Raw genomic sequence first — 26,418 nt, forward strand, 5'->3', positions numbered from 1 at the left:
ATCATTTGATTCTTAATTTTTTATAAAAGAAAACCTTAAATTTTCCTTAAAAATTCCATATGTTACAAAAAGATGATATGATATTCGAGGAAATTAAGGGGGATTCTTATGTATCAAGCAAATATATTACTCGTCGATGATGAAACAGCAATTTTACAACTACTAACTACCATTCTTGAAAAAGAAGGTTTTTCTCATATTACAACTGCAACATCAGCTGAATTAGCTTTATCTCTCATCGAACAAAACAATTACGATTTAATTATTTTAGATGTCATGCTTCCTGGACAATCTGGTTTTGATATTTGTCCAATTATTCGCCAACAAACAGATTGTCCGATTTTCTTCCTATCAGCGAAGGCATCTGATCTAGATAAAATATCTGGATTTTCATACGGTGCAGATGATTATATTACGAAGCCATTTAATCCATTAGAAGTCGTAGCTCGTATGAAAGCACAACTTCGAAGACATATGAAACAAACCGTACCACACGAACAAAAAGCACACTCTATTTCATTTGGGAGATTTGAAATTGATCAACATTCCGCAGAACTTACAGTAAATGGACACGTTGTCGAATGTTCCGCTCAACTGTTTCAACTACTACTCTTCTTTTGTGAGAATCCGAACTACGTATTTTCGAAAGAAGAAATATACGAAAAAGTTTGGGGAGCACCCGCCTATAATGGCGATGACAATACTGTTATGGTCCACATTCGAAAGCTACGCGAAAAAATTGAACAAGACCCAAGTAAACCAGAATACATAAAAACTGTTCGCGGACTTGGCTATAAGTTCGTTACAAAGTAGGGTGACGATATGAATCTTAATAAACGGCTTATCATCCAATTTATACTGCAACACGTTTTTGTTTTAGTTACATTACTTATTGCTGTAGTCGCTGCTTTCACTTATTTAATTTTTCTTGTTACTAGTATTTCATACGAACCTAACATTCCGGATTCTGATAGTTTTACAATTTCAAGATATATCTCTTCAGAAGATGGCGATATTACGTTAAAAACGGAAGTAAAAGATTTAATTAAAGAGAAAAATGATTGGATTCAGATTGTAGAGGAAAACGGGAAAGTCCTCTATCAATTTAATACACCAAGTGATGTCCCAACTTCTTATACGAAAACATCTTTACTCGCACATATACAGAATCATATAGAAAGCCCTTATACATTTACATATTGGGAAATTGAAGTAGAAGAAAAAAACGTACTTGTTATTTACGGCGGTATGTTAAAAAGTAATGCATTACTAAAAACAATTCAGAAAGAACACTCTTCTGTACCTACAGATTCGTTCACATTAACAGAACAAGAAAAACAGTTACTCTCTAAAGAAAAAGCAACGCTGCAAATATTTAATCATAGTGGCGAAGAGGTTTTTTCCTATCCAACTGGAAAGAAAAAAACACTTTCTACAATACAGACTGCTCTTAACGAAAAAGAACCGTGGAATCATAAAGAAAACACGTCTAGCTTTTACGATGCAAATAGTGGTCAGCTTCTCGTCGTTACAGCAAAAAATGAACGATACTACCCAGATGACGAAATTGAGGATGTATTTACTAAGAAGTTTCTAATCGGATGCGGATTAATCCTTCTTATCGTCTTTGTTTATTTAGTCATTCTATCTATTTGGTACGGAAATAAGTTTGGGAAACCGTTACTACACGCAATGCGTTGGCTTAAAAATATCGCTGGTGGAAAATATGAAGAGCCTGTTAGTAAAAAAGGAAAACCAGTTCGATTCAGGCGATCTGGTAAAGAAAAATGGTCATTTCGCTTATTTAGAGATGTTACTAGCTCACTAGAGCACCTTTCAATTACACTCAAAAAAAATGATGCGATGAGGCAAGTACTGCAGCAAACACGTGAAGAATGGATTACCGGTCTAACGCACGATTTAAAAACACCACTTAGCTCTATATATGGCTACGCATTATTACTAGAATCAAAGCAGTATAACTGGACTGATCATGACATTCAGCAATTCGGCAGCGTTATGAAAGAGAAATCTCAATATATGACTACACTAATTGACGATTTAAGCTTAACGTATCAATTAAAAAATAACAGCCTTCCTGCCCAGCACGTAAACATTGAAATGAATCAATTCGTCCAAAAAGTATTATTACAATTTATTAATAATCCGACACTGCAAAATCAAAATATTGAATTCGTACCGAGCTCAAATAAAATTCAATATTTCATTGAAGAAAAATGGTTCCAGCGTATTATCGAAAACTTACTAGCAAACGCTGTGAAACATAATAATGAAACGACAAATGTAATCGTAAAGCTTTCGCAGGATGTAAATTCATTTACACTATCTATTTCAGATAACGGAAAAGGAATGGACGATAAAACGAAAGAACTTTTATTCGAGCGATATTACAGAGGGACTAATACAGAAGAAAGCAACATCGGAACTGGACTTGGTCTCGCCATTACGAAACAGCTCGTTCATGCCCATAACGGGACAATTTCTATTGATAGTGAACTCGGGAAAGGAACGACGATTGTTCTTGTATTTCCGTTTCGTTCATAAAAAAGGTGCTTTACAAAAGCACCTTTTCTTTAATACTCTTCTATGATAACAATTAATAACTTCCGGATTTGTTCATATATGCTTAGTTGGCGATTCAATTCCACATATTGTTCCATATACCTATAAATATTCTGGATACACTTGTAAAAAGCTTTTATACAACAACTCTCTTTGTAATTCCAGAATTTTTTTAGAAAAAAGAACATAACTCAAATTCCCATCTATTAATGACTTATAACTGTAAAAATCCTCCACAAAAGAATCTGTCTTATATTCCTCTTCAATTCTTTCTATATCTTCCGATGGGTATGGTATTTCTAACTCTTCTTTTAAATATTCAAGCTTTTGACGAAGTCCATGTTAATTTTTACTATGTCTTCTCTCCTATTTCCCTACTAACACAAACACATTCTCATCAGGCGCTTCCATTACCGCAACATGTCCTGATTCTGTTGGCAATGGTTCACGAATCCATTTTACATCTTTATTATCTTTTAAACTTTCATACGTTTGTTGTACATCTTCTACTAATACTTCGACTTCCATAAAATTAATATCCGGATGATTACTTATTACTAACTCCGAACTTTTTTCATCTAGAAACTTCAATCCTATTAACGTCCAAATAACCCCTTCTTCTAGTTCTCTTTCTATAATCCAGTTTTGCTTCATTCCCATTTCTTTATAAAAAGAAACCGACTTCTTTATATCCTTCGTATGTATAGATACACATTCTAGTTTTTTGAACATCTTCCCATTTCCCCCTTTATTAAAAAGCGAACCATCTCCCAATGATTCGCTTTTACCCTATTATTTTTTCTTCACCGGTATCCAAAGCTCTACTTGAGCGAACTCACTCTTATCTTCGTGGCAACGCTCATCATATAGTTCAAACTCTGTAACGCCGCAATGTTCATATCCTGAATGCGGGAACCATTCTGAGAATACTGCATTCCACGTTTGATGAATAGACGACACCATTTCTGCATGAGGAACTTTCGGTGTTGTAAATACGGCATATGTTGCTGCCGGGAATGTACGCTTTGCAACCTCATTTGGTACGTTTTCAAAGTCTGTAACTTCCATTCCGATAATATAAGTGAAGTCCCCTGTTTCTAAATTAAAATCTGTACATAATCCAAGTTCTACCCATTGGCTCGTATCTTTACGATTCGGAATCGTTGTTCCAAGATCTTTTTGTAAATATTCTTGCCAAAATGCTGGGATGTCTTGATGGTTTTTCCCTTCTTTACTTGTCGTCTTCAGTTCATAACCTGCCATTAAAAATTCTGGTTTATTTACAATACGATATTCCATTTGTATGCCCCCTAAATACGGATTTAATTTTCTTTGTTTTACATTCACACTGTAATACATCGGTGTTTCAATTTCTTGTTTTCGATATTCACTCGGTGTCATTTGAAATAATTTTTTAAAGGCTCTCGTGAACGTTTCATGAGATTGAAAGCCATGCTCAAACGCGATATCAATAACTTTTTCATCCGTATGAGAAAGTTGATAAGCTGCCCGGGCTAACCTCCTCTTTCGAACATACTCCATTACTGTATCACCTACTAACGCCTGAAATACACGATGAAAATGCGACTCAGAAAAACCTGCAATGCGAGCTAAATTACGCAGCGTCTGTTTTTCCATTACATCTTCCTCAATATAATCAATGGACCTTTGAATTTGTGTTTCATAGCTTTCCATCTCTGTTCACCCGCCTTATATGTATTATGATAAAAGAGAATCCTATCCAATTCTTGACGTTTTTTACTATAATTTTAAAAACAAATGTAACTTTTTTATATGTATTTCGTTGTTATGTATGAAGGGAGGGAAATTAGTGAAAAGCAAACAATCATTAGAAGACATTTATTCAGATCATATGCATGATTTATTTCGCTATCTTCTCTCCCTAACCGGAGATTCCCACTACGCGGAAGATCTTATGCAAGAAACATTTTACCGAATGCTCGTCCATATTGACTATTATAAAGGAGAAGAAATTAGACCTTGGTTATTTACAATTGCCTACAACGCCTTTATCGATTGGTACCGAAAAGAGAAAAAATATAAAACAACTGAAGTTGCAGAATTCCATTTACCAAACGTGCTAAGTACAGAACATGCATATTTCGTAAAACATGAGATTACTAGTTGGTTAGACCGTTTATCCTCACTTCCGCTCGAAAGACGAAACGTGCTACTACTACGAGATTACTACGGATTCTCTTATAAGGAAATAGCAGAAATGACTGGTCTCTCATTAGCGAAAGTAAAAATTGAATTACACCGCGGACGAAAAGAAGCAAAAAGCATAAAGGAGTGATACAGATGGGTTGTGCAGAGTTTAAAAAACTTTGGGAGAAATATGAAAAAGGAACGCTCACACGTGATGAGCAAGAACAGTTAGAAAGTCATATAGAAACTTGTGCAGAATGTGAAGCTCATTTAGATGAATTGCTTACGAAGAGTGAACCCGTAAAGAAAAAATTACCGCCAAAAGATCTTAAAGTTCCTTTTTGGAGAATTAAGTGGAAACATCGGTTACAAACGTTTGGTTTTATATTATCCATTTGCATCGTTATATATATAATCGGTGGGGTATTATCAGCCTTTTATTTTCAAGCTAATAATGATAAAAGGCTAGAAGAAATTAGAGAGGTTCCTTCACTTGCACTTGAAGCAACGATCCCAAATAGCCGCGTTATGGGGGGCGGAACAAGTGTAGAAGCTTTTTTCCGTACGAACAGCAGCTTTGATTTAGTAAGAACCGTCGGTAAAAAAGAAATGCCACTCGGTACAGTAGAAACAAAAAGCTTCTTATCATCTGTAGATGTCACGAAACAAACTTGGATGAATCCGTTCTATCAACCAAAGCTTTTCTTTGTTCATCCTAAAACAAAGCAGGGTGATTATTTAAAGGATTCCTCAAAAAAAGTATGGGATACACTTGCAAAAGTACATGATGGAACCGTTGCAGAAGTAGCAATTTCTTTTGATAAATCTTACACTTTAAAAGAATTAGAACCGCTTTTATATAGCATATTTGAAGCACAAGAACTCCCTCCAACTCCTGTATGGTACGCTTTAGATACAGGGCAAGACAGAAAAAATGTAGATGACTATATCCTACATGGCGGAGAAGCTATAGGATTTCCAGAACATGTAAGATTCCTCGATAATGATACTGACAAGCAGAAAACGCAAGAAGATCAAGTAATCGAAATGATGCGCGTCCTTTCTATCCATAAAAAAACAGTAAGCAAAATAGCTGCGCTTTCTGAGAAAGAACTAAACTTAGATAAACGTTATCAATATGTAAAAGATAACGGTGTAAAAGTATACGGAATTGTTATTACTGGCCCATCGAAAGAGTTATTAAAATTACAAAACTCCCCGCACGTACGTTATGCGACTCTTGGAGATATTGAGATGTGGAATTGGTTTGATAATTAACAGGAAAGAAGTAGAGCATCCAAAAGTGATGCTCTACTTCTTTTTAATTAGAAATCACTTTCACATACATCCCTCTCACCGATTTTTCATAAGCGATATCGCTCATCTCTCTTATTTTTTCTGATACGACAGATGACTGAATGATTTTCCCTTCACGAAGTAATGGCGGGTCAATAAGACGGACTTTATTTTTCTGATGTAAATCATACTCACTTCTATCCTCTCTTACTTTTACATTTGGATGGACTTTTCTTAATAAAGCATGTACTTCTGAATCGTTACATAGCTGCAATTTTACTTGAAGCTCATGATCTTCAAGAAGAAAATCATCTGCATGAATAACTTGTTTATGAAGAGCTAACTTTAACGTCTTAGCTAACATATCATTTCCGTAAATATTAGTTGGTTGCATAAAGAAATCGATTACTTCTTTGTAATACGTTTCTGTAAACCATTCTGCCATTTTGATATTTTGAAGAACCATTTTCCCATCTACTTCGATGACATCCGATAAAAAATTGTGAACTTCTTCTAAAGAAACATATCCGTATGTATACATATCTCGTAATGTGTAATCCACCCGGTCTGCACATAATTCCGGCGCGGATCTTTCCAGTAACGTCCACTTCGAATCATCTAACAAAATATCTTCATAGTTATAACCATACTTTGAAAGAATTGCTGGAATTTCTGAGTTTTTCACAACAGAACTAAATATCTCTTCATGATAACTTTCATTCATATTATCAAAAACGTAATCCATTACATGAGAAAAAGTAGTATGTGATACGTCATGCAGTAAACCAGCAATCTGCTCTTCTACCGAACCACCTAGTTTTTTTATTAACAACATAACACCAACTGAATGATTAAATCGCGTTACATTCCATTTCTCATTCATTAAGTAACTTGCTCCGGCTTGATGAATCCCCTTCAACCTTTGCACTGGTTTACTTAAAATTAATTCTTCTAACACTTGATCTACTTCAAATTCTCCGTATAGTACATCTGATATGATCACTTACAGTCCCCCTTTTCAAGCAGAGTCTTTTTATAGTATCTCTTTTTTAAAGAAGAGTAAATATGCTATTCTGTCATTCCAATATGAACGTTCTGTTTTCAAAAAAGCGGTCCTCTATTCTCATCAAGTTAAATCATAAAAATTAAAATATTTCCACAGTTCTTCTTTTTTGTTTTAATAGATTTATAAATGCATATTCATTTAAAAACAGAAATAATTGAAAATCGATTCACCATTATAGTATGAAAGGTCGGATAACTATGGGTAGTTATTTTCCAAAAGCGGGGAAGCTCATTGGTGGAATCATTATACTTCTTATTTTGCTTTCATCTCTTTGGCTTATATGGATCGGAGAAACAAACATTCGTTACAGTGGGGATCATACGGGCACACTGCCTTTTTGGAACAAGTGGATCCCTGTTATTGTCGGTATACTCCTTGTTCGTTTCTTACCATCTCATCATAAAAACTATAATCCCCTTCAACAATTTGAACTAAGGCGCATCATAATTCAAACTGTTATTTTATTCTTGAGTGGCTTCCTCTTCACAATTTGTCTCCTCACCACGAACTTTAAAGGAATGACATTACAATTGTGGTTTATGATATTTAAAATTATTTTATTATTATTCACTCCATTCATGCTTCTTTTGTTTTATAAAAGTAACCCCGAAAAAGAACGACAAAAGCCTGTAAAATCAACGGGAGGTAATAGATGGTATCGGTTTACACCACTTATTGTCATTATAGTCTGGGGTTACTTCAACTTCTTTTCTACATTCTCTACACCATTTGTTTCAGCGAGAATGGAACCCGCGATTTTAATCTTAATTTTACTTGTAGGATTTCTTATAAATAGTGTACTGGAAGAGCTTTTTTATAGAGTTTGGTTGCAAACACGTTTGGAACTATTACTAGGCACTTGGCCGGCTATACTTCTTACATCATTATTATGGGCAAGCTGGCATATTGCATTACACGGCTCTGGTCATTGGGATATTGATACAGCTACGGTTATTGTGAACCATGGTATCGTAGGTCTATTCCTTGGATATTTGTGGGCGCGTTATCGCAAGGTATGGGTAATTATTATTGTTCATGGATTAATTAATGCACATCCACAACAACTAATTGAGATTATATTCAAGTAAAGGTCGCGATTACGAAATAAAAAATAAAAGGGATTACACATATTAATCATGTATAATCCCTTTTATTTAACCTTATTCAAACGTAACTTCTACCTGCACAATCTCCGACCTACTACCAAGTCTAAGCGGCGGTCCCCAAAATCCAAATCCAGAAGAAACAATTGCGTGGAATGCGCCTTTTTGTGCGTATCCCCAGTCTAGCTCGTACATTCTTCTCGTTACAATATGATTTGGTGCCATTTGTCCGCGGTGCGTGTGACCGGATAATAATAAGTCTACACCTGCCGCTGCTGCTTGTTTTAACTCAAATGGCTGGTGATCCATTGCTATAACAGGCATCGATTTATCCACTGTATTCATAAGTTGTTCAAAGCTTTGGCGATCTCGCTCTGTTTTATCTCTTCTTCCAACGAGATAAAAGTCATCTTCAATTGTGATCCCTTCATCTAAAAGAATACGAATATCAATCTTATCCATCTCTTGTAAAAACTCCGGAACCGCTCTGCCGTAGTATTCATGGTTTCCTAAAACGCCATATACGCCTAATGGAGCTTTCATTTGTTTCATAATATGACCCATGTTTTTTTGAATAAATACCCCTGGATGATCATCGATAATATCCCCTGGCAGTAAAATAATATCAGGCTCCATTTCATTTACGTGACGGACAAGCCTTTTTAAATGCGAAACACCAGACAGTTTACCGAAATGCATATCAGAAGCCATCGCAATACGTAAACTTTTGCGGCCCTTCACCTTTTTCGGTATGTGCACTTCATATTTTCTTACTACCGGACTATACGCATTAAATACTCCATATGCAAAGATAAAGATAAACGCAGCTAACACAGCCGCCCCTGTCCAAATAATTGCTGTTTCTTTCTCAACCGAAAACTGTAAAACAAAGACTGTTATATCAGCTAACGGCAATAACATAAGGGCGTATTGTATGACTGCAAACCAAATTGAGCCAATCGTCCGAAGGAATGGGAGAAACTTAAACACTTGCACGAGAATATACGCATAAGAAATAAATCCGACTACGAAAGCATAATACCCCCAGGACTCCCAGCCAAATACTGCATGAAGCCAAACCCATCCGTTCCAGCCGATGTAAAACATAAGTAGCGTGTATATAATTAACATAGTAAATATATTGAAATAACGAAGATTCTTCACAGCTAGCCTCCTTATTGATTTCTTCTATTATAACTTGTTATGCACGTTTAACGTAAATATTAAGCACAGCAATCTTCACAATAAAAACATTGATAAGCACATCGTTTTAAAATTTTTAGGAACTGCTGTAATGGGCATTTTAGAATCTTACGTGTTAGGCGAAATTGATAATGATATTGAATATGTTGCGATGCAGGTTGGGTTGGAAACAACGTAAAAGATGTTGATCAAAAAACATTTAATAAATCATTTACACTAGATTGGAAGAATAAAAAATTAGTAGAGAAAAAATAAAGAAAACCGAACCGCCACTTAGATGACGGTTCGGTTTTTAAAGTTCGTTACCTTACTTTCAACAATTGAGCTAGCTCTTTAAGACTCCCTCTCAAAGAAAGTTCGTTATTTATGTTAAAATATTGCGAGTAAGTTTCTGTCCTTAACGATTTTATCACGTATTAAACAAAATCATTTAAAAACGAAGAAAGGATGGTACTAACATGGAAAACGTATCAGATGTACATAAAGAGGAATCAATAAAATCCTTACAGTCAACAATCCGTAAACTCGAAAGTGCCTTGTCACAAATGACTCAGAAAGGCTCAAATACTACGTTAGTAAAGAAACGCCTCCAGGCAGCTTGTATCGGCTTAGCAATGCTAGATAGTGTTTGGAATCAAAAACCTCATCATTACAACCAGGAAGATTTAGCAGAAGCTCGCAATGTTCTTATCGGTTTGCTTCCATCAATTGAAAAGATTTACGTTAAGTCAAAGGTTGGTAGTTCTCAAAGAACTCTTTTAGAAAGAAGGATTAAATCTTTGGAACTTGCTATTCAAGCGATTAATAACACTTCTAATGAGTAACTTTTCCAACTAAAAAGTGGCAGGTGCTTTCATTCATTAAGAACAAAACAACTGTAAAGAGCCTTACTACAAACGTGTAGCAAGGCTTTTATTTCGAGCTTTATTATTTATAAGTACAATTATAAGCAGATTAATTTATCGTCTTAAACCCATTGTACTCATCCTTTTATTAATAATAATTATCAATAAATATCAAAAATAATAAACACCCCATCAAATGATGAATGTTTATTTATTACACAAATATGCTTTACGATCATTTTCAAATAATAAATAGTGCGCTGTATGAACTTTCCTCTCCAAATAATCAATTGAATACGTACCAGATGGATCTACTAAATCACCAATTGCTCCTGAAAGCTGGTCAATTACTTTCTGCAGTGTTTCTAAGTTTTTCTTCTCATTTTCAGCGTTCATTTCATCCATAATGTCACAAATAAGATATTGCACTCGCCGCAAACGTAATTCCTTCTGCTCCATGTATATCTCCTCCCTACTAGTCATATTACGGTTTAAATATATGGCGTCATAGCTTAACCAATGCAAAAAAATAGAGGCAACCAACTTCATAAAGCTGGTTGCCCCCCATTCTTACACTTGCATCGCTTTTTCTCTCAAAGCTCTTCTTAACAACTTACCCGTCGTATTCTTCGGCAATTCTGTTAAAAACTCTATGCTCATTGGCACTTTATATTTTGCTAAATGTAACGTGCAATAATGCATCAGCTCTTCTTCTGTTACGTTCGTTTGTTTCAGAACGACGAAAGCACGCACTGCTTCTCCTAAGTTTTCGTCTGGTACACCAATTACGACAACTTCAGCTACTGATTCGTGCGTATATAGTACCTCCTCTACTTCACGAGGGTAGACGTTATAACCACCAACTAGGACGATATCTTTTTTACGATCAACGATATAGAAGTAACCTTCTTCATCCATTTTCGCTAAGTCTCCTGTATATAGCCAGCCATCTTTTAATGTCGCAGCTGTATCTTCTGGTGCATTATAGTAACCCTTCATAACGTTAGGTCCACGAACAATTAATTCACCGACTGCGCCGACTGGTACGTCTTCCCCAAGTTCATTCACAATTTTATTTTCTACATGCCAAATATTTGTGCCGATTGACCCTGGTTTACGCGGGCGATCTAACGGATTGAAACAAGTAACTGGTGATGCTTCTGATAAACCGTATCCTTCTGAAACAATTACGTCAAAACGTTTTTCAAAGTTTTGCAGAAGAGCAACAGGCATTGACGCACCACCTGAAATACAAAGGCGAAGCGTCTTCACATCTTCTGCGCTTGCTTCTTCAAATAAATATAAATAATTGTACATCGTCGGTACGCCAGCAAAAATCGTTGGTTCATACGTACGACAAATACGGAACACTTCTTTCGGACTAAATTTCGGTAACATTAAAATCGTTGCCCCGTTCACAATCGGTGCATTTACCGCAACTGTTAAACAGAATACATGGAACATAGGCAGTGCCGCAACGACGCGATCATCGGCCGTATATTGTAAATACGACGCCACATCGCTTGCGTTACTATATAAATTTTTATTTGTTAACATAGCACCTTTTGGTTTTCCAGTTGTGCCTGAAGTGTAGAGGATAACCGCTACATCTTCTTCATCTAGTTCCGGACCTTCGTAAGTCGCATCTCCAGTTCCTATAAAACTAGTAAACGTTTTCATTTTTTCGGTTTCTATATGATTAAAATCTGATGAGGTTTCGCATATGATGATGTTCTCTAGTGAAGGAAGTCTTGTTGTAAGAGATTGTATAACAGGTAGAAGGACGTCGAGTACGATGATTGTTTTTACATCTCCATTTTGTAAAATATAATGCATTTCGTCTGCTGTATAAATTGGATTAACTGGTATAACAGTTGCCCCAGCTTTCATTGTTCCGTATAAACCGACTAAAAAATGTGGTGAATTCCCAACAACTAATGCGACATTGTCCCCTTTTCCAATGCCCATTTCTGCTAAATTGCTAGAAAACCTTGTGACCATTTTGTTTAATTGGTCATATGAGACCGACTGATCCATAAAAACATAAGCCGGTTTATCCCCCTTCTTTTTTGCCGTTTCAGCCAAAGATTGAACGAGATTCACACAAACCCCACCTTTATAAAATTTAGAATATTTAAAAATTCTAAATTAATTATATTAAAAGAAAATTAAAGTGGCAAGTAATATCCTATTAACTGCATATACACGGCGTGCTTCCTATTGAATAACTTTGGGAAAATAAGGTACTTTCACTTGCCAGCAAATTATTAAACGAGGACAGAAATCATTTTAGGATAATATGCACCTATCTTTTCTCTAAGCTTTTCAAGTTCTTCTTTATTTAAACTTGTATGCTCTCCATACAAGTTTATCGCGTCCGCTCCATTTTCATGAAAGTACACTGTAACATATACTGTCGGTAACCCTATATCGTCTTCATCTATAGACAAGACAACATCTGGTATTTTACCAACAGTACTAAACATTTCATTTCTTTTCCATTTCTTATTTTGAAACATAGTTTGTATATCATCTATCTTTCGTTTGTTATCCGTATGCGTATAATATATAACATTATCCTTCGCTGGTTTTCCAATAGATAAAGTTGTACGACTTGAGGAGGTTTCATCGTTACACGCTGTCATCCCGATGAGGAAGCTGAGCAATAATACAACGCACATTATTCTTTTCATTTTGATCCACCTCCTTTTATTATGTATATTCCTTTATAAGGGGCAGATGACTCGTGAGTGGTGTTTTGAGGAAGATATTTGTGATAAGTGAAATTATATTAGCCGCAACTCAAAACCAAAAGTGACAATCCAAACAAAAAGAAAGAGGCTGCCCTTTATGACAGCCTCCCCCATTTTTAGAAGAATAAATGTAAGAAATCTTCTGTTGTAATATTACCGAAGTAGCGTACGATATCTACGCCTTCTAAAGCTATAGTGAATGCATCTTTATCGAACTGTACGCCTGTTAAGCGTTCTTCAATGTCATGAACATCTAGTGATCCGAAGAAGTCACCGTAAATTTTACATTCTGTTACTGTTCCTTTTTTCACTTCAAGACGAACGTCAACTTGTCCAACTGGGAAACGGTGCGAATGTTGTAAGTTGAACTTCGGAGATTTTCCGTAGTTCCAATCCCAATTGCGGTAGCGCTCTTCAGAAAGTTTATGTATTTCTTTCCAATCCGCTTCTGTTAATTCGTACGTTGGAATTTCTGTTTCGCCTTCGAAAATGGTTTCTAGAAGAAGTTGTCTAAACTCTTCTGTCGTCATTTTTTCGTTTAAGAACTCTGTAATATTCGCAACGCGGCTACGGATTGATTTAATTCCTTTTGATTGAATCTTATCCATTTTTACTTTTAATGCCGATACGACGTGATCGATTTCAGAGTCAAATAGTAACGTACCGTGACTGAACATACGACCTTTCGTTGAGAACTGCGCGTTACCTGAAATTTTTCTACCTTCAGCTAAAATGTCGTTACGACCACTTAGTTCTGCATTTACGCCTAATTTACCAAGCGCTTTCGTTACAGGCTCTGTGAATTTTTTGAAGTTGCTGAAACTGTCTCCATCATCTTTCGTAATAAAGCTGAAGTTTAAGTTTCCTAAATCATGATATACCGCGCCCCCGCCTGATAGACGACGAACGACATGAATACCTTGTTCTTTTACGTAATCTGCATTAATTTCTTCTACTGTGTTTTGGTTTTTACCAATGATAATGGAAGGTTCGTTAATGTAGAACAGTAAATATGTTTCGTTAATATCTAAATTCTTCACACAATATTCTTCAATCGCTAAGTTTATTCTAGGGTCTGTAATCCCTTTATTATCAATAAATAACATCGTATCACCTCATAAATTCCATACGTAGCCACTATGAGCTAACGTAATATGGCCACTGAAAATTTGTTTTGCTTCTGTTACTAAATCAGATGGGTTTCCTATATGCGGTAAGTGCGTTAATAAAAGTTCTTTTACATTCGCATCTTTCGCAATACTTGCCACTTCTGTACTATTCATATGCCCTGCTTTTGCAGCCTCTTGGTGTGCATACATATTACACTCACAAATGAAAAGATCAGCATCTTTTGTGAATGGAATGAATTCAGGAATATAACTGGAATCAGCGCTATATACTACAGCGTTACTACCAGCTTTAATACGCATCGCAAAGCATGTAACAGGATGAACAGTTTTTAAGAATGAAATAGAAAACGGTCCAACTTGAAGTGTTTCTTCTGGGTTGTACGCGATTCCTTTCGTATGCGGTGCATGCGTTAAAGAATGGAATCCATTCTCGTCAAACGTATGACCGTATATTGGCAATTCCGGTAGTTGTCCCTTTGTCGCACTTGTAATTAATCTCGCATATTGCAATACCCCAATGTCTGCAACATGATCGTGGTGGTAATGCGAAAGTACAACTGCATCTATATGAGATGGTGTTATATATTTTTGAAGCTGTGCTAGTACACCACTACCACAGTCTACAAGTAAACGAAAACCATCGTGTTCAAACAAATACCCCGACGTTGCTTCTCCCGCTTCTGGAAAGCCGCCCCAAAAGCCGACAACAGTCATTTTCATATGTATCCATCCTTTCTAAAACCGAGTAGGAATGCAGTTTTTCTCCGTACTTGAGAAAGTTTTTTACTTACATCCTACATTGTTAACTATAATCCATTTCCTAAACTTTTTCATTAATTTTCAATTTGTTATAAAACAGTTGTTGACTTTTATTTTTTGTACTAATACAATGATAGTAAGAAATGGAAATGGAGGAATTGACATGATCGATCAACCAATGGAGTTTTTCAGAAATTTACCGACGAAAACTTGTGCGCACTGCGGGAAAGAAATTGATGAGCAGCACGAAGCATACCATAACAAATGTGATGACTGCGTTCACGAAGAGTAGTAGTTTGTGAACAGAAAAAAAACCTAGCAGACATAGTCTACTAGGCTAATAACATCGTATCCTTCATCGTTGAACCTTTCACCAAGAGCTCCAGTTCAAACTCATACAATTCTTTTTTACGATAATTTTTCGTATGGATTTTATCCATCATCAGGTCGACAACTTTTCGAGCCATTTCATCAATTGGCTGTTCAATTGTCGTAATACCTGGCTCAGTAATCTGCGATAAAATTTGATTATCAAAACCGATAACAGCGAGATCCTCTGGAATACTCCAGTTATGGCGCTTCGCCTCTGAGATAATTCCAGCTGCAACCTCGTCGCCTCCTGCCAAAATCGCGGTAGGATTTTTTTTGTCCTTTAATACTTCATGGAATATTCGCTTCCCATCATCCCAAGAGAAAGCGTTTTCAAGAAAATCAATCGCTTCTACTTGGCGGCTCTTCTCAGTTATTGCACGTAAAAAGCCCATTTTCCGCTGTTGGCTAACAACTTTGGTTTCGTTACCACGGCAAAAAATAAGATTACGATATCCTTGTTCTAATACATGATTGGCAGCTATGTATGCTCCTTGTGCATGATCAAATTTCACTGTTGGAACATTTGCTTCCTCAATATATTCATTACATAACACGATTGGACCGTGCTGTAAGTACGGCTCTACATCTTCCCATGGATTTTCTAGTGAACATAGAATAATCCCATCTACTTGTTTCGTAGATAATAATTGTAAATACTCCATCTCTTTTTCTGGTAAATATCTTGTTTGACAAATAATCAGTTTATATTTATGCTCAGAAGCAGCAATCTCGATTGCTTCAATAAATCTACTAAAAAAAGGATTTGTAATCCTTGGAACAAGCACCGCAATTGTTTCTGTTTTTTGTTTACGAAGCCTTCTCGCCGCAGAATTAGGAACGAAGCCTAAATGCTTCATTGCTAATTGAACCCTTTTTTTCTTCTCATCTGAAACATATGGATGATTATTGATCACCCTAGAAACCGTTGTCCTTGATAACCCCGCTAATTTCGCCACGTCCTCGATAGTCGACACGAAATTCTCCCCCTTTGCATGAAAACGTTTTCTTATCCTGATTATATAGTATATTATTGGAAACTGCAATATAGGTTGTTATGATTTTACTATATTAATATTATACATAGGAAAAAGTCTGTTAATAGTAGGGGAAAATGTATTACTTTTAGAATTTTACAGTGATCATATTTATAAAAATAAAGGATGATATTTCATGAATCGAACGGATCGTTTATTAGCAATATTAATTGAATTACAAAGAAAACAAACTGTTACAGCACAAAGTTTAGCTGGAAAATTTGAGACAAGTATAAGAACTATTTATCGAGATATGGATGCACTTAGTGAATCTGGTGTCCCAATTTTTGCAATGCCCGGCCACGGCTACTCATTAATGGATGGATATTTCTTACCACCCATTCAGCTTACCCCTGAAGAGGCTGTTACCCTTTTATTAGGCGGTGATTATATCGAGAAAACTTTCACTTCTTCTTTTTCTGCACATGCACAATCGGCAAAAGAGAAACTTGAGGTTATCCTCCCTACTGATCAAAAAAAGAAAGTTGAGGGGTTACGAGGTACTTTCCGTTTCCTTTCTCCTATATTTTCAAACCAGCAAGCCGAGCAAGAAAAACTAGAGAACCAACTTTTCTTGCTACAAGAAGCAATTCAAAACGAGCAAGCTATCTCTTTTTCTTATCGTAAGCCAAGAGAAACCACAAAAATAGAGCGGACTGTTCATCCTTACGGTTTAGTCAATATTTCAGGAATTTGGTACATCGTTGCTCATTGCTTACTTCGGAAACAAATACGTAATTTTCGTTTAGACCGTATGGATACATTACAGCAAAAACAAGAATTTTTTACAAAACCGAAAGACTTTTCTTTACAAGACTATCAACCTGAAAACAATCGTATTGTTACGATTCATTTATTGTTTCCATCTCATATTGCACATAAAATTATTGAATCCCGATACTTTTTTATAGATTCATACGAGCATAAAGATAATGGTTTCCATGTCTTTTTGAAATCAAGAAACATAGACGAAGTGTTTCAATGGGTATTGAGCTGGGGAAGCCAAGTGCAAGTACTTGAGCCAAAAATTCTTTCTGAGAAAATCCGTGATGAAGCAAAAAAAATGTTAAAACTTTAATTTTTATATTTCACTACTGACATAATGTTGTCAGCATTACTTCTTTATAGTAGGTAGTAACAAATACATTTTCATAAAAAGGAGTTAGTGATATGAAGAATTTTGAAGAGTTAGCAACGTACTACATAGGGGAATTAGAAAAGTACTCTATAGAACAATTTAGGATGAAGCCTTCTAGTGAGGAATGGTCTCTCGGTCAAATGTATAATCATCTAATTGCTTCCACATACATGCAATTAGATGCAATCACAAAATGTAAAGGCGAAACACCATCAGTAACTAACAAAAAAACGGATATGGGTGAAAAAGTATATAAACTTGGTGCTTTCCCAGACATACAAATCAAAGTACCAAATCATCCTGGATATACGCCAGAAAATCCAATTAACAAAGAAGAAGTACAAGAGCGTTTTCTGAAATTAATTACAGTTGTTAAAGACATTGAACCAACAATTACTTCTATTCGAAGTGCTTGTAAAGTCGAACACCCTGGGCTTGGTTACTTAAATACGGCAGAATGGTTTCAGCTCATTTCTATGCATTTTGCACATCATCTTCGTCAGAAAGAAAGATTGGAAACAAAAGTTTTATAATTCTACTTCCCACATATCCTTACAGTTTAGATATTTCCTGCATAAATCCAGCCATGCTCGCTAATAAACTAGTGAAAACGAAAAGTGCAAGAATAAGAGGAATAAGTAATAACTAACTGTAAAGATGAAAAAAACACCTTCACAGGTGTTTTTTTCATCATAGAAATATCTTAAAATAGATATCTATTGTCATTTATTCAATTAAAAATCTTTGTTACATCATAACGCCATCATTTTTGAATGAATACCATTTTCCATTAATGAAATGTTTGCCCACTGCCATTGCACCATTGGATTGTAAATAGTACCATTTTCCATCTTTTTGTAACCAATTTGTTTTCATCGTTCCATCTTCATTCAAGTAGTACCATGTGCCATTCACTTGTACCCAACCAGTTGTCATTGGGCCATCATAAAAGTAATACCACTTGCCATTGTAGTTTAACCAACCTTCATGATTCGCTCCACTTTTCTCATCAAAGTAATACCAGTCACCATCCACTATTTTCCATCCATTCACCATAGATCCATCTGGATTAAAATACCATGAAGTGCCGCCTTCAGCTAGTTTCCCTGTACGCATAGCACCACTGTCATCGAAAAAGTAGCGCTTTCCTCCTTCATCTAACCAACAGTCTTTCCATCCATTTTCTGAACTTTTCATCGTGCCATTTGAGTTCAGATAATACCATTTTCCATTTTCTTTTACCCAGCCTGTTTTCATTGTGCCGTCTGTATTCATGTAGTACCATTTTCCATTATCTTGTACCCAACCTGTTTGCATCTTACCACCTACAAAATAATACCAGCTTCCGTTATAGCTTAGCCAGTCATTATAACTAAGCCCCTTATCGTTAAAATAGTACCACTTATTATCAATTGAAGTCCAACCTATTGCCATTGATCCATCTTCGAGAAAATAATTGCCTGTATGATATTCCCCAATCCAAGCTTTCGTAAACATCTGCCCATTATCTGGATTTAAAAAATAAGTTTTCCCATTATATTCAAGCAATCCGTAATGTAGCTTTCCACCTTGATGTACATAATACCACTTTCCACCATACTGAATCCAACCTTCATTGGCATACATTGTACCGTCTGCTCCCAGTAAGTAACCCTCATATTGATATACAATATGACCTGTTTGCATTTTTCCATTACCATCAAAATAATACCATTTTCCACCATCTTGTAACCAGCCTGTTTTCTTCATACCTTTTTGGTCATAGAAATACCATGTATCCCCTACTTTTACCCAACCACTTTGCTGAATTGTCTGCTCTGCTTTTGCAGTAGTCTGTTTCACATTATCTTGTTTTTCAGCATGTGATACTGCCGGAACTATAACCATAGCAGACATTAAAACTGGTAAAATAACTTTCTTCATTTTCCATATCCCCCAAATAATGAATAATTTTTGTTTTTATTTCCACAAACAGTATTATATTACGCTATTTAGATATAATCAATAGTTTTTGTAATATAATCGTAATATTTTTAAATGAAACGAAACAAAAGTATAGTTAAAGTCATTAAATTCACTTATACGTTACAATATAGGTAATATTACACATCTATCAACTTAAAATATTACTTTTTCTAAAACGAAAAGGCTGAGCCGAATTTTCAGTACTAACTGTAAAAACGTGAATTTTTCATTATGGAGTGATCTATTTTCTTAGGTTGATGAGTATTTGGCAAGCCCCCATAAATAAATGTTTTTGTGGGATTACGTCTTCATAAAGAAAAGACACTCTTATAAGAGTGTCTTTTCCATAGTTTTTTAGCAAAAGCAAGCAGCTCCAACGATGATTAATAAAATAAACAATATAACTAATAAAGCAAATTCACCGCAACTACCACCAAAGCCCATAATATTTCCTTCTTTAGATAAGAGAGGCAAACTAGGAATTACTCATTACATTTATAACTCCTCCCACTTCGTCCAAACTTCTCTCCCATTTATATGGTACATATTATCCTCTCGATCCATAAACCCATGCACGATAAATTCTCTTCTAATCGTACAAAAATCATCATGATATTGTTTTATGAACACATTTATTTCTTTCTCTGTATATTGATTTTCAACGTTTAACTTGCTAATCAAATGTTCTAATAACACTAACTTTTTCTTTTTTTGACCTGGAATCGATTTTAAACGATTCTCTTTATCGAAAAAGTTACGAATGTTCGTATCCCTAAATTTCATTTCGCTTTCGGTCATTTTGTTATCCTCCATCAGCTTTTAAATAGTGAAACTTTACTGTTTTTCTTTACCGTTTTTCTTTATTCTTTCACTTAAAAAATCAATAAAGTAATATCCACTAATTAAAATGTAATACGTTACAATCATTCCCAGTATATCCTTCATGCTCGTATGTTCTTTTTTGTGAAATAAAATCGGATATAGTGTATAAACCAAGAAGGTGATTAGTGGATATATTATAAAATAGAAGCGAGATTTTTGTTTCATCATATCAACTCCCCTATTCTAGTTTTCTCTGTAAATTGCTGTAAGTCCTTTTCTTTCGTTTAGACTGCAATTAGAAGTTAAAGATTATCCTTGTTCCAAAGAAAATACGGATGAACTGCAACTACAGCAAGATGTACAAGCCATTTAAGAATTGAAAAATCTTCTTAAAAAACCTGAATTAACGGAAGAAAAAAGAGCTCAATATTAATTTTCAATTATCGCTTTAACTCCTTATACACAATTGCATGAAACACTTCCCCTCTTGGACGAATCGGATATGTGGATACAAGAGAGAGCGGCTGAAATTCTAGGTTTCCATAGATACGTGCCAGCTAGCGAAAAACTAAATTGGGTTAAAGAGCACGGACAACATAACGGGAAAATGGCAGCTGAATTAGCATTAAAAAGAATAAAAATGGAATGAAAGAACGAAAAGAAAAATGCTCTAATAACAGCAATCTTTATGAACAGATCCAATAAAAAGAGCCTGTATCGATAATCACTGAGTAATTATTGATACAGGCTTTTCATTCCAATGTTTCGTTATTATAAATATTTACCTACAAGGTGCTTTTTTTAAACTTCAATCGATTGATTTTCAACAACATTTCTAAATTGTCGTTTGTGCATCCAAGTTAAGGAAGCGATTGTTCCAAGTGATAATACGACGATAAAGATCATGAGTATTCCTATGTTTTGCCACATGAAGTTAAAGTCTCCGCTTGATACGACTGCTTTCAATCCTGATACAGAGTACGTCATCGGTAACCACGTATTAAATGGTTGTAAAAACTTCGGAATCAATTCTAGTGGGAATGTTCCAGCACTTGTTGTAAGCTGAATAATTAATGTGATGATGGCGATAAAACGCCCTGCATCACCGAATGCTGTTACTAAACATTGAATTAATGCGATAAATGCTAAACTTGTAACGATGCTAAATAATATAAAGTATGGAATACTTTGCACTTCTACACCTAATCCGAACAGTAATATGACATCTGCTACTATCGCTTGAATAATACCGACTGATAGTAAAACGCCGAACTTACTAATAAACCAGCTAAATCCTGATTTTGGAACGCCGACTGTATCGCGTAATGGGTATACGATAGATAATAGTAATGCCCCAACAAATAAACCGAGTGATAAGAAATACGGTGTAAATCCAGTTCCGTAGTTTGGAACTTCCGCTAATTTCTCTGTCTTTACTTTTACAGGGTTTGCAAACATATCAAATGTTTTATTCGTCCCTTTCACTTCACCAGTTTTCTCTGCCCCTTCGCCAAGCTTTTCAGCAAGTTCACCTGAACCGTCGTTTACTTTTACGAGGCCATCTGTTACTTTTCCTGAGCCATCTGCTAGTTTATTTACGCCGTCGATTAGTTGGGTTGAGCCGGTTGATAATGTACTTAATCCTGTTGTCACTTGGTCAGAGCCATTAGCTAACTTGTTTACCCCATCAACTAATTGGCCTGTTCCTCCTGATAATGTGCCTAAGCCCGTTGTCACTTGGCCAGAACCGTCTGCTAGCTTATTGACTCCATCGACTAATTGGTTTGTTCCTCCTGATAATGTGCCTAAGCCTGTTGTCACTTGACCGGAACCATTTGTTAGCTGGCCTAAACCACTTGTTACTTTATTAGAACCGTCCGCTAACTTATTCGCTCCCAACGTTAACTGTTCTGACCCTGTTGATAATTTATTTAACCCGCCATTTATCTTATTTGAACCAGCTGTTAACTCATTTAATCCGTTTATAAGTTTCGGACCATTTTCAGCTAATTTGCTTATTCCCCCATCTAACAGCTGACTACCTTCTTCAATTTTTACAGTTCCAGATTTTGCTTCATCTAAACCTTTACCGAATTCCTGGAATTTAGTAACAAAACCGTTCTGTCCATTCGTTAACTTTTCAACACCCATAGCTAATTCTTTTAAAACTTGAGGATTCGGTAATTCCGTTTGTAATCCATTAACGGTTTCACTTACATTCTCTTTTAAATTCGATACTTCAGTTTTTAAATGACCTGTCGTACCTGCTACTCCTGCTGAATTCTTTTGAACAACAGCAGTGCTATTTGTAGCATTCGTAATAAAAGGCTTTAATTTTTCTTGGTATTCTTCCGGTAAGCCCTTAATCTGTTCTTGTAAAGCCGCTACATCTTGCATTGCTTTATTTGCATTCTCTACATTCGACTGCGCAGTTGCATCTAATTGTTTTATATTATTTTCAGCTCCATTTATCTTGTCATTTACTTGTTTCAATGAACCTGTTACATTTGGCTTCACGTTCAATGATCCAGTTTTAAAACCTTCCAATTGATTATTTAAATTTTGTAAACCTTGTTGAATATTTTGAGCTCCTTGCTCTAGGTTACCTTGTGCGCTATCCAGCGTTTTCATCCCATTTGAAAGGTTAGTAGCACCTTTTTTCAAATCACTAGATCCGAGAGAAGCATCATGTAAACCATTATTAAATGTTATAAATCGGCCAGTTAAATCGTTTAATCCCCCATATAATTGACCTGATCCAATTGAAAGGTCATCCACACCTTTTTGTAATTCACCCGTTTTATTTCCAAATGTATTTAAATTATTTGTTAACTGACTTGAACCAGCTGTTAATTTATTTACTCCATTTGTCACTTCACTGGATCCATTTAATAACTTAGCAATGCCTGTTGTCATCTCTCCTGACTTTCCTTGCAACGTATACAAACCAGCTGTTACCTGGCCAGATCCATCTAACAGTTTATTAATACCAACTGTCATTTCCCCGGACTTTCCTTGCAACGTATAAAGTCCATCCGTTACTTTCCCAGATCCATCAAATAGTTTCCCTACTCCATCCTTCATCTCCCCAGACTTCCCTTGAAGTGTATGAAGGCCATCCGTCACTTTACTTGAACCATCATGCAGCTCACTTGATCCGTCGTGTAGTTTATTTGCACCTTCCGCTCCATTTGCTAATCCTTTTGAGACGTCTTTAATGGAATCAAACATTTTCTCTGCATATGTTTTCGTTAACGTACTTGATACTTCACCTTTAATTTTTTCAATGGCTGTTCCGCCAATTTGTGAAGATAAGAAGTTTAAGCTTTCGTTTGGAATGTATTCTAAGTTTAATGGTTTCGGATCATCTTTTAATAACGTTGTAGCGTTACTTGAGAAGTCATCAGGAATGCGTACTAACATGTAATATTTTCTGCCTTCCATTCCTTTTTTCGCTTCTTTTTCACTTACAAATTCCCATTTAAAACTTGTGTTATCTTTTAAATTATCAACGAGCCCTTTTCCGACCTCAATTGGTTTTCCATCAAATACTGCACCTTTATCTAAATTGACTACCGCAACTGGTAAATCATCTAACTGTTTATACGGATCCCAAAAGGCCCATAAAAACATACCTGCATATAAAATTGGTACGAATAATACCGCGATAATTGGAATTAATATTTTTTTACTTTTTATAATTTCAGTAAACTCTTTACGAAGTAACTGATTCCATTTCATCATTTCTCCCCCTTTATCAAAATGACTAAAATGTTCATTTAGTCATTTTCACCCAAACAAAAAGGCTATACTTATTCATACATATGCCTTATCCCCGAATTTATACTATGCAACTGTTCCTTACTATGAAGTGAATATTTATATTATCCCTCCTAAAATAAATATATGACTACTTTGTTCAATTGGTCATTTTTTATAATAATAAAAGGATTATCTTAGTTTGACAATCCTTTTAATAAATAAAGTTCAAATAATTCTGCAATTTTTTCTTTTTCTAGCGGTTCATGATTTTTTTCCCAATCAAAAATGAGCGATACGTATAGGCGAAGCATAATAAATGCTGTAATTTCTGGGTCACATTTGCTAATTTCACCTTTTTCAATCGCAATCTTTAAATACGATTGAATGACAGAAACGATTTCCACATCTACTTGTTGCATCACTTCTTGTACTTCTTTCGTTCCCATATCGCGCTCTTCTTGAATTAACTTAATCATGAGCTGATGTTCTTTTCTAAATTCTAAGATGCTATATAATGCTTTATGTACATTTTCAAAAAATGAAACATCTGAACGAATTGCGTTTTCTGCAACTTGCTTCATTTCTGTAATTAAATTAGAAATAATTTCGCCAAATAGCTCTTCTTTATTTTTGAAAAAAGTATAAATCGTTCCTTTTCCTACATTCGCTAATTTCGCTACTTGATCCATCGTTGTTGCTTTATAACCGAACGCTGAAAAAGACTTTGTTGCAGCTTCAATAATAGAACGTTTTCGATCTATCGCCACATCGTCACCTCCAAAAATGACCAATTGGATAATATAGTCAATCAGTACATCTTTGATATTACCACACGCTTACATTCTATACAAGTTCTCTTTTTTATTATTTCCAGTATAAAAAAATTCCAGTCCATTCATATAATACTGTCATAGTGTATCAGATGGAAAGAGAAAAAGAAAAGGTGTTCTTAAGATGTATAGATAAACCTTACTTAACAACAACAAAATTCCTCTTTTTCAAATAATCAAATAAAAAAACAAGAAAATCTTTACAATTAATAGTAATATAGAAAATAGACAAGTTTATCAAAATAGTGGAGGCTTTTTCAGTCATGATGCGTGCGCTTCGTTTAAGTATAAAGCAAGCTTTTTGTAATCGTGTTTCTTTAATTATTATGTTTAGTGGATTAGCTCTTATCTCTATCTATCATTATTATTATGTAATTCGTTATATTGGAGACGGAACGGATGCGTTTGTAACAACGGCTTTTAAATGGATTGGATTTCGCGACAATGAAATGGATGTTTATTTATTATTAATGCCAGTTATTGCAAGTCTTCCCTTTAGTACAAGTTACAACTCAGATAAATCAGATGGTTTTAAGACATTTATAAGTAAAGAAATTTCGTTACTTCCTTATTCAGTAACGAAATATATCGTTACATTTTTTTGCGGAGGACTTCTTTATACGTTTCCATTTATCTTATCATTATTATTTTGCAAATTAACCATTCCAAACGGAGCACCCGCAGCGGGTTCAGGTATTATAAATGACAACGGGATGTTCGCAAACTTATATTACGGCTCCCCCATCACTTATATTATTGTATATATCGGAATTAATTTTTTATTTGCAGGGTTAATGGCTCTTTTAGGACTTGCTGCATCTGCATGGTCACAAAAGGACTATATGGCGATTCTGTTTCCATTTGCAGTTACCTCCATTCCTTACGTCCTGCTCAATACAATATTCCCTACAATAGGCGGAGCACCTATTCATTTATATGATCCAAAGCAACCGTTACAGGGCATGTCATCGTATATATTAACGATACAATGTGCCTTCTTCTTCTTCTTCAGCCTATGCATGTATATAAAAGGCGTACAGCGTGATAGAAAAAGGTACAAAAGAAGATTGCAAAGAAGGGATCGGTGTAGAAAAGCGTTTCAAGCATAAAAACCTAATTTCCTCATGTCTTCTTGGAAATTAGGTTTTTTATTCATTTACGGCGTACCAGCCAATCCCCATAAAATAACAATAGCTACAAAATAAATCGATTTAATAGCTACTACTAAACATAATAAAATAATTGCATATTTACTCAATTCTCTTCTTGCACCTATTAAAGTAAAAATCACTGCCAAGCTAAATGTTATATATGACGTTGTTGTATTTATTAAGTTATACGTAATATCTAAATTTTGCGTAAATCCTGTTACCTCAGCTATAAACTGAAGCATGGCAATACTACTAAAAAAGATTGCGATTTGATTCATTAATTTTCCATTTAATTGTACCTGCATCGTTGCCCCCCTTTTATAAACCTGAATATTCAATTAATTTTACCATGAATTTTACAAAAAAGAGTTTCTATATATAATCTTTTGCAATTAGTTACACTCTATTTTCCAAATAAAATGACCACCGCTACGGTT

General features: G+C 35.2%; 30 protein-coding genes and 1 pseudogene. 12 read left to right on the plus strand and 19 right to left on the minus strand.

Annotation, left to right across the window (positions count from 1 at the left end):
- Positions 1-108: 108 nt before the first annotated feature.
- Both G9F74_RS05260 and G9F74_RS05265 read left to right on the plus strand, forming a co-directional pair.
- Positions 109-813, plus strand: coding sequence for a response regulator transcription factor (locus G9F74_RS05260; protein WP_000283866.1), 705 nt, complete (start codon positions 109-111; stop codon positions 811-813).
- Positions 814-822: 9 nt separating this feature from the next.
- Positions 823-2,565, plus strand: a complete 1,743-nt coding sequence (locus tag G9F74_RS05265) for an ATP-binding response regulator (protein WP_016107991.1) — start codon at positions 823-825, stop codon at positions 2,563-2,565.
- 120 nt (positions 2,566-2,685) lie between these two features.
- On the opposite strand, the gene G9F74_RS29980 is transcribed toward G9F74_RS05265, so the two are convergent.
- From G9F74_RS29980 to G9F74_RS05280, 3 genes are all read right to left on the minus strand, one after another.
- Positions 2,686-2,880 (minus strand): YxiJ family protein, encoded by a 195-nt coding sequence (locus tag G9F74_RS29980; RefSeq protein ID WP_307838071.1) that lies wholly within the window; start codon positions 2,878-2,880, stop codon positions 2,686-2,688.
- A 69-nt stretch (positions 2,881-2,949) separates the two neighbouring features.
- The gene (locus G9F74_RS05275) at positions 2,950-3,315 is read right to left on the minus strand and encodes a VOC family protein (protein ID WP_016107990.1); all 366 of its coding nucleotides are present in this window, start codon (positions 3,313-3,315) and stop codon (positions 2,950-2,952) included.
- Positions 3,316-3,375: 60 nt separating this feature from the next.
- A complete protein-coding gene (locus G9F74_RS05280) occupies positions 3,376-4,278 on the minus strand; it encodes an AraC family transcriptional regulator (RefSeq protein ID WP_000446845.1) in 903 nt (300 codons plus the stop codon).
- A gap of 136 nt (positions 4,279-4,414) precedes the next feature.
- On the opposite strand from G9F74_RS05280, the gene G9F74_RS05285 reads away from it, so the two are divergent.
- Together G9F74_RS05285 and G9F74_RS05290 are read left to right on the plus strand one after the other, a co-directional pair.
- Entirely contained in the window at positions 4,415-4,900 is a 486-nt protein-coding gene (locus tag G9F74_RS05285) for an RNA polymerase sigma factor (protein ID WP_016107989.1), read from the plus strand.
- Between the two features lie 5 nt (positions 4,901-4,905).
- Positions 4,906-6,030: an anti-sigma factor gene (locus G9F74_RS05290; RefSeq protein ID WP_000501642.1), complete on the plus strand. Its 1,125-nt coding sequence runs from the start codon at positions 4,906-4,908 to the stop codon at positions 6,028-6,030.
- Positions 6,031-6,073: 43 nt separating this feature from the next.
- Here the strand turns inward: G9F74_RS05290 and G9F74_RS05295 are convergent, their stop codons facing one another.
- Positions 6,074-7,051, minus strand: coding sequence for an HD domain-containing protein (locus G9F74_RS05295; RefSeq protein WP_016090917.1), 978 nt, complete (start codon positions 7,049-7,051; stop codon positions 6,074-6,076).
- Positions 7,052-7,311: 260 nt separating this feature from the next.
- Here G9F74_RS05295 and G9F74_RS05300 point away from each other — a divergent pair, with 260 nt between their 5' ends.
- Positions 7,312-8,202, plus strand: coding sequence for a CPBP family intramembrane glutamic endopeptidase (locus G9F74_RS05300; RefSeq protein WP_016107988.1), 891 nt, complete (start codon positions 7,312-7,314; stop codon positions 8,200-8,202).
- A 72-nt stretch (positions 8,203-8,274) separates the two neighbouring features.
- Here G9F74_RS05300 and G9F74_RS05305 read toward each other — a convergent pair whose 3' ends face one another.
- Positions 8,275-9,381, minus strand: a complete 1,107-nt coding sequence (locus G9F74_RS05305; RefSeq protein ID WP_000793639.1) for a metallophosphoesterase — start codon at positions 9,379-9,381, stop codon at positions 8,275-8,277.
- Between the two features lie 34 nt (positions 9,382-9,415).
- Between G9F74_RS05305 and G9F74_RS05310 the strand changes: the two genes are divergently transcribed.
- Positions 9,416-9,598 carry a hypothetical protein gene (locus tag G9F74_RS05310; protein ID WP_002042824.1) on the plus strand — a complete coding sequence of 61 codons (183 nt, stop codon included), beginning with the start codon at positions 9,416-9,418 and terminating at the stop codon, positions 9,596-9,598.
- Between the two features lie 280 nt (positions 9,599-9,878).
- On the plus strand, positions 9,879-10,244 hold the full coding sequence (locus G9F74_RS05315; RefSeq protein ID WP_016107987.1) for a hypothetical protein: 366 nt from the start codon (positions 9,879-9,881) through the stop codon (positions 10,242-10,244).
- Between the two features lie 228 nt (positions 10,245-10,472).
- On the opposite strand, the gene G9F74_RS05320 is transcribed toward G9F74_RS05315, so the two are convergent.
- The 5 genes from G9F74_RS05320 to G9F74_RS05340 all read right to left on the minus strand — a co-directional run bounded on the left by G9F74_RS05320 (position 10,473) and on the right by G9F74_RS05340 (position 14,868).
- Positions 10,473-10,724, minus strand: coding sequence for a hypothetical protein (locus tag G9F74_RS05320; RefSeq protein WP_016107986.1), 252 nt, complete (start codon positions 10,722-10,724; stop codon positions 10,473-10,475).
- 111 nt (positions 10,725-10,835) lie between these two features.
- A complete protein-coding gene (locus tag G9F74_RS05325; protein ID WP_016107985.1) occupies positions 10,836-12,368 on the minus strand; it encodes a fatty acid--CoA ligase family protein in 1,533 nt (510 codons plus the stop codon).
- 164 nt (positions 12,369-12,532) lie between these two features.
- Positions 12,533-12,958: a hypothetical protein gene (locus G9F74_RS05330; RefSeq protein ID WP_000822230.1), complete on the minus strand. Its 426-nt coding sequence runs from the start codon at positions 12,956-12,958 to the stop codon at positions 12,533-12,535.
- Between the two features lie 176 nt (positions 12,959-13,134).
- Positions 13,135-14,124, minus strand: coding sequence for a lipoate--protein ligase (gene lplA, locus G9F74_RS05335; RefSeq protein ID WP_000897290.1), 990 nt, complete (start codon positions 14,122-14,124; stop codon positions 13,135-13,137).
- A 9-nt stretch (positions 14,125-14,133) separates the two neighbouring features.
- Positions 14,134-14,868 carry an MBL fold metallo-hydrolase gene (locus G9F74_RS05340; RefSeq protein WP_016107984.1) on the minus strand — a complete coding sequence of 245 codons (735 nt, stop codon included), beginning with the start codon at positions 14,866-14,868 and terminating at the stop codon, positions 14,134-14,136.
- A 202-nt stretch (positions 14,869-15,070) separates the two neighbouring features.
- Between G9F74_RS05340 and yhfH the strand changes: the two genes are divergently transcribed.
- Positions 15,071-15,199 carry a protein YhfH gene (yhfH, locus tag G9F74_RS05345; protein ID WP_000567010.1) on the plus strand — a complete coding sequence of 43 codons (129 nt, stop codon included), beginning with the start codon at positions 15,071-15,073 and terminating at the stop codon, positions 15,197-15,199.
- Positions 15,200-15,239: 40 nt separating this feature from the next.
- Here yhfH and G9F74_RS05350 read toward each other — a convergent pair whose 3' ends face one another.
- Positions 15,240-16,253, minus strand: a complete 1,014-nt coding sequence (locus tag G9F74_RS05350; protein WP_000103728.1) for a LacI family DNA-binding transcriptional regulator — start codon at positions 16,251-16,253, stop codon at positions 15,240-15,242.
- Positions 16,254-16,449: 196 nt separating this feature from the next.
- On the opposite strand from G9F74_RS05350, the gene G9F74_RS05355 reads away from it, so the two are divergent.
- Together G9F74_RS05355 and G9F74_RS05360 are read left to right on the plus strand one after the other, a co-directional pair.
- On the plus strand, positions 16,450-17,391 hold the full coding sequence (locus G9F74_RS05355; protein WP_001082252.1) for a helix-turn-helix transcriptional regulator: 942 nt from the start codon (positions 16,450-16,452) through the stop codon (positions 17,389-17,391).
- 92 nt (positions 17,392-17,483) lie between these two features.
- The gene (locus G9F74_RS05360) at positions 17,484-17,984 is read left to right on the plus strand and encodes a DinB family protein (RefSeq protein ID WP_016107983.1); all 501 of its coding nucleotides are present in this window, start codon (positions 17,484-17,486) and stop codon (positions 17,982-17,984) included.
- Positions 17,985-18,003: 19 nt separating this feature from the next.
- On the opposite strand, the pseudogene G9F74_RS05365 reads toward G9F74_RS05360, so the two are convergent.
- The 5 genes and pseudogenes from G9F74_RS05365 to G9F74_RS05385 form a co-directional block, all read right to left on the minus strand.
- Positions 18,004-18,090 (minus strand): annotated as a pseudogene (locus G9F74_RS05365) (YknW family membrane protein); the annotation flags it as partial.
- 108 nt (positions 18,091-18,198) lie between these two features.
- Positions 18,199-19,374, minus strand: coding sequence for a cell wall-binding repeat-containing protein (locus G9F74_RS05370; protein ID WP_016107982.1), 1,176 nt, complete (start codon positions 19,372-19,374; stop codon positions 18,199-18,201).
- Between the two features lie 396 nt (positions 19,375-19,770).
- On the minus strand, positions 19,771-19,860 hold the full coding sequence (locus tag G9F74_RS05375; protein ID WP_000505668.1) for a YjcZ family sporulation protein: 90 nt from the start codon (positions 19,858-19,860) through the stop codon (positions 19,771-19,773).
- Positions 19,861-19,911: 51 nt separating this feature from the next.
- A complete protein-coding gene (locus tag G9F74_RS05380) occupies positions 19,912-20,214 on the minus strand; it encodes a DUF2087 domain-containing protein (protein ID WP_000140282.1) in 303 nt (100 codons plus the stop codon).
- Positions 20,215-20,250: 36 nt separating this feature from the next.
- Positions 20,251-20,466, minus strand: a complete 216-nt coding sequence (locus G9F74_RS05385; RefSeq protein WP_000977616.1) for a hypothetical protein — start codon at positions 20,464-20,466, stop codon at positions 20,251-20,253.
- 274 nt (positions 20,467-20,740) lie between these two features.
- Here G9F74_RS05385 and G9F74_RS05390 point away from each other — a divergent pair, with 274 nt between their 5' ends.
- The gene (locus G9F74_RS05390; RefSeq protein WP_000264964.1) at positions 20,741-20,887 is read left to right on the plus strand and encodes a hypothetical protein; all 147 of its coding nucleotides are present in this window, start codon (positions 20,741-20,743) and stop codon (positions 20,885-20,887) included.
- 152 nt (positions 20,888-21,039) lie between these two features.
- Here G9F74_RS05390 and G9F74_RS05395 read toward each other — a convergent pair whose 3' ends face one another.
- Both G9F74_RS05395 and G9F74_RS05400 read right to left on the minus strand, forming a co-directional pair.
- The gene (locus tag G9F74_RS05395; RefSeq protein WP_016107981.1) at positions 21,040-23,979 is read right to left on the minus strand and encodes a YhgE/Pip domain-containing protein; all 2,940 of its coding nucleotides are present in this window, start codon (positions 23,977-23,979) and stop codon (positions 21,040-21,042) included.
- 215 nt (positions 23,980-24,194) lie between these two features.
- Complete coding sequence (locus G9F74_RS05400) at positions 24,195-24,767, minus strand: TetR/AcrR family transcriptional regulator (RefSeq protein ID WP_000963370.1); 573 nt, start codon at positions 24,765-24,767, stop codon at positions 24,195-24,197.
- Positions 24,768-25,093: 326 nt separating this feature from the next.
- Between G9F74_RS05400 and G9F74_RS05405 the strand changes: the two genes are divergently transcribed.
- Entirely contained in the window at positions 25,094-25,939 is an 846-nt protein-coding gene (locus tag G9F74_RS05405; RefSeq protein WP_000984181.1) for a hypothetical protein, read from the plus strand.
- A gap of 47 nt (positions 25,940-25,986) precedes the next feature.
- Here the strand turns inward: G9F74_RS05405 and G9F74_RS05410 are convergent, their stop codons facing one another.
- Entirely contained in the window at positions 25,987-26,286 is a 300-nt protein-coding gene (locus G9F74_RS05410; protein ID WP_001198066.1) for a hypothetical protein, read from the minus strand.
- Between the last annotated feature and the right edge of the window lie 132 nt (positions 26,287-26,418).

It is taken from the genome of Bacillus sp. EKM202B, assembly GCF_011066025.1.
GTDB lineage: Bacteria > Bacillota > Bacilli > Bacillales > Bacillaceae_G > Bacillus_A > Bacillus_A toyonensis.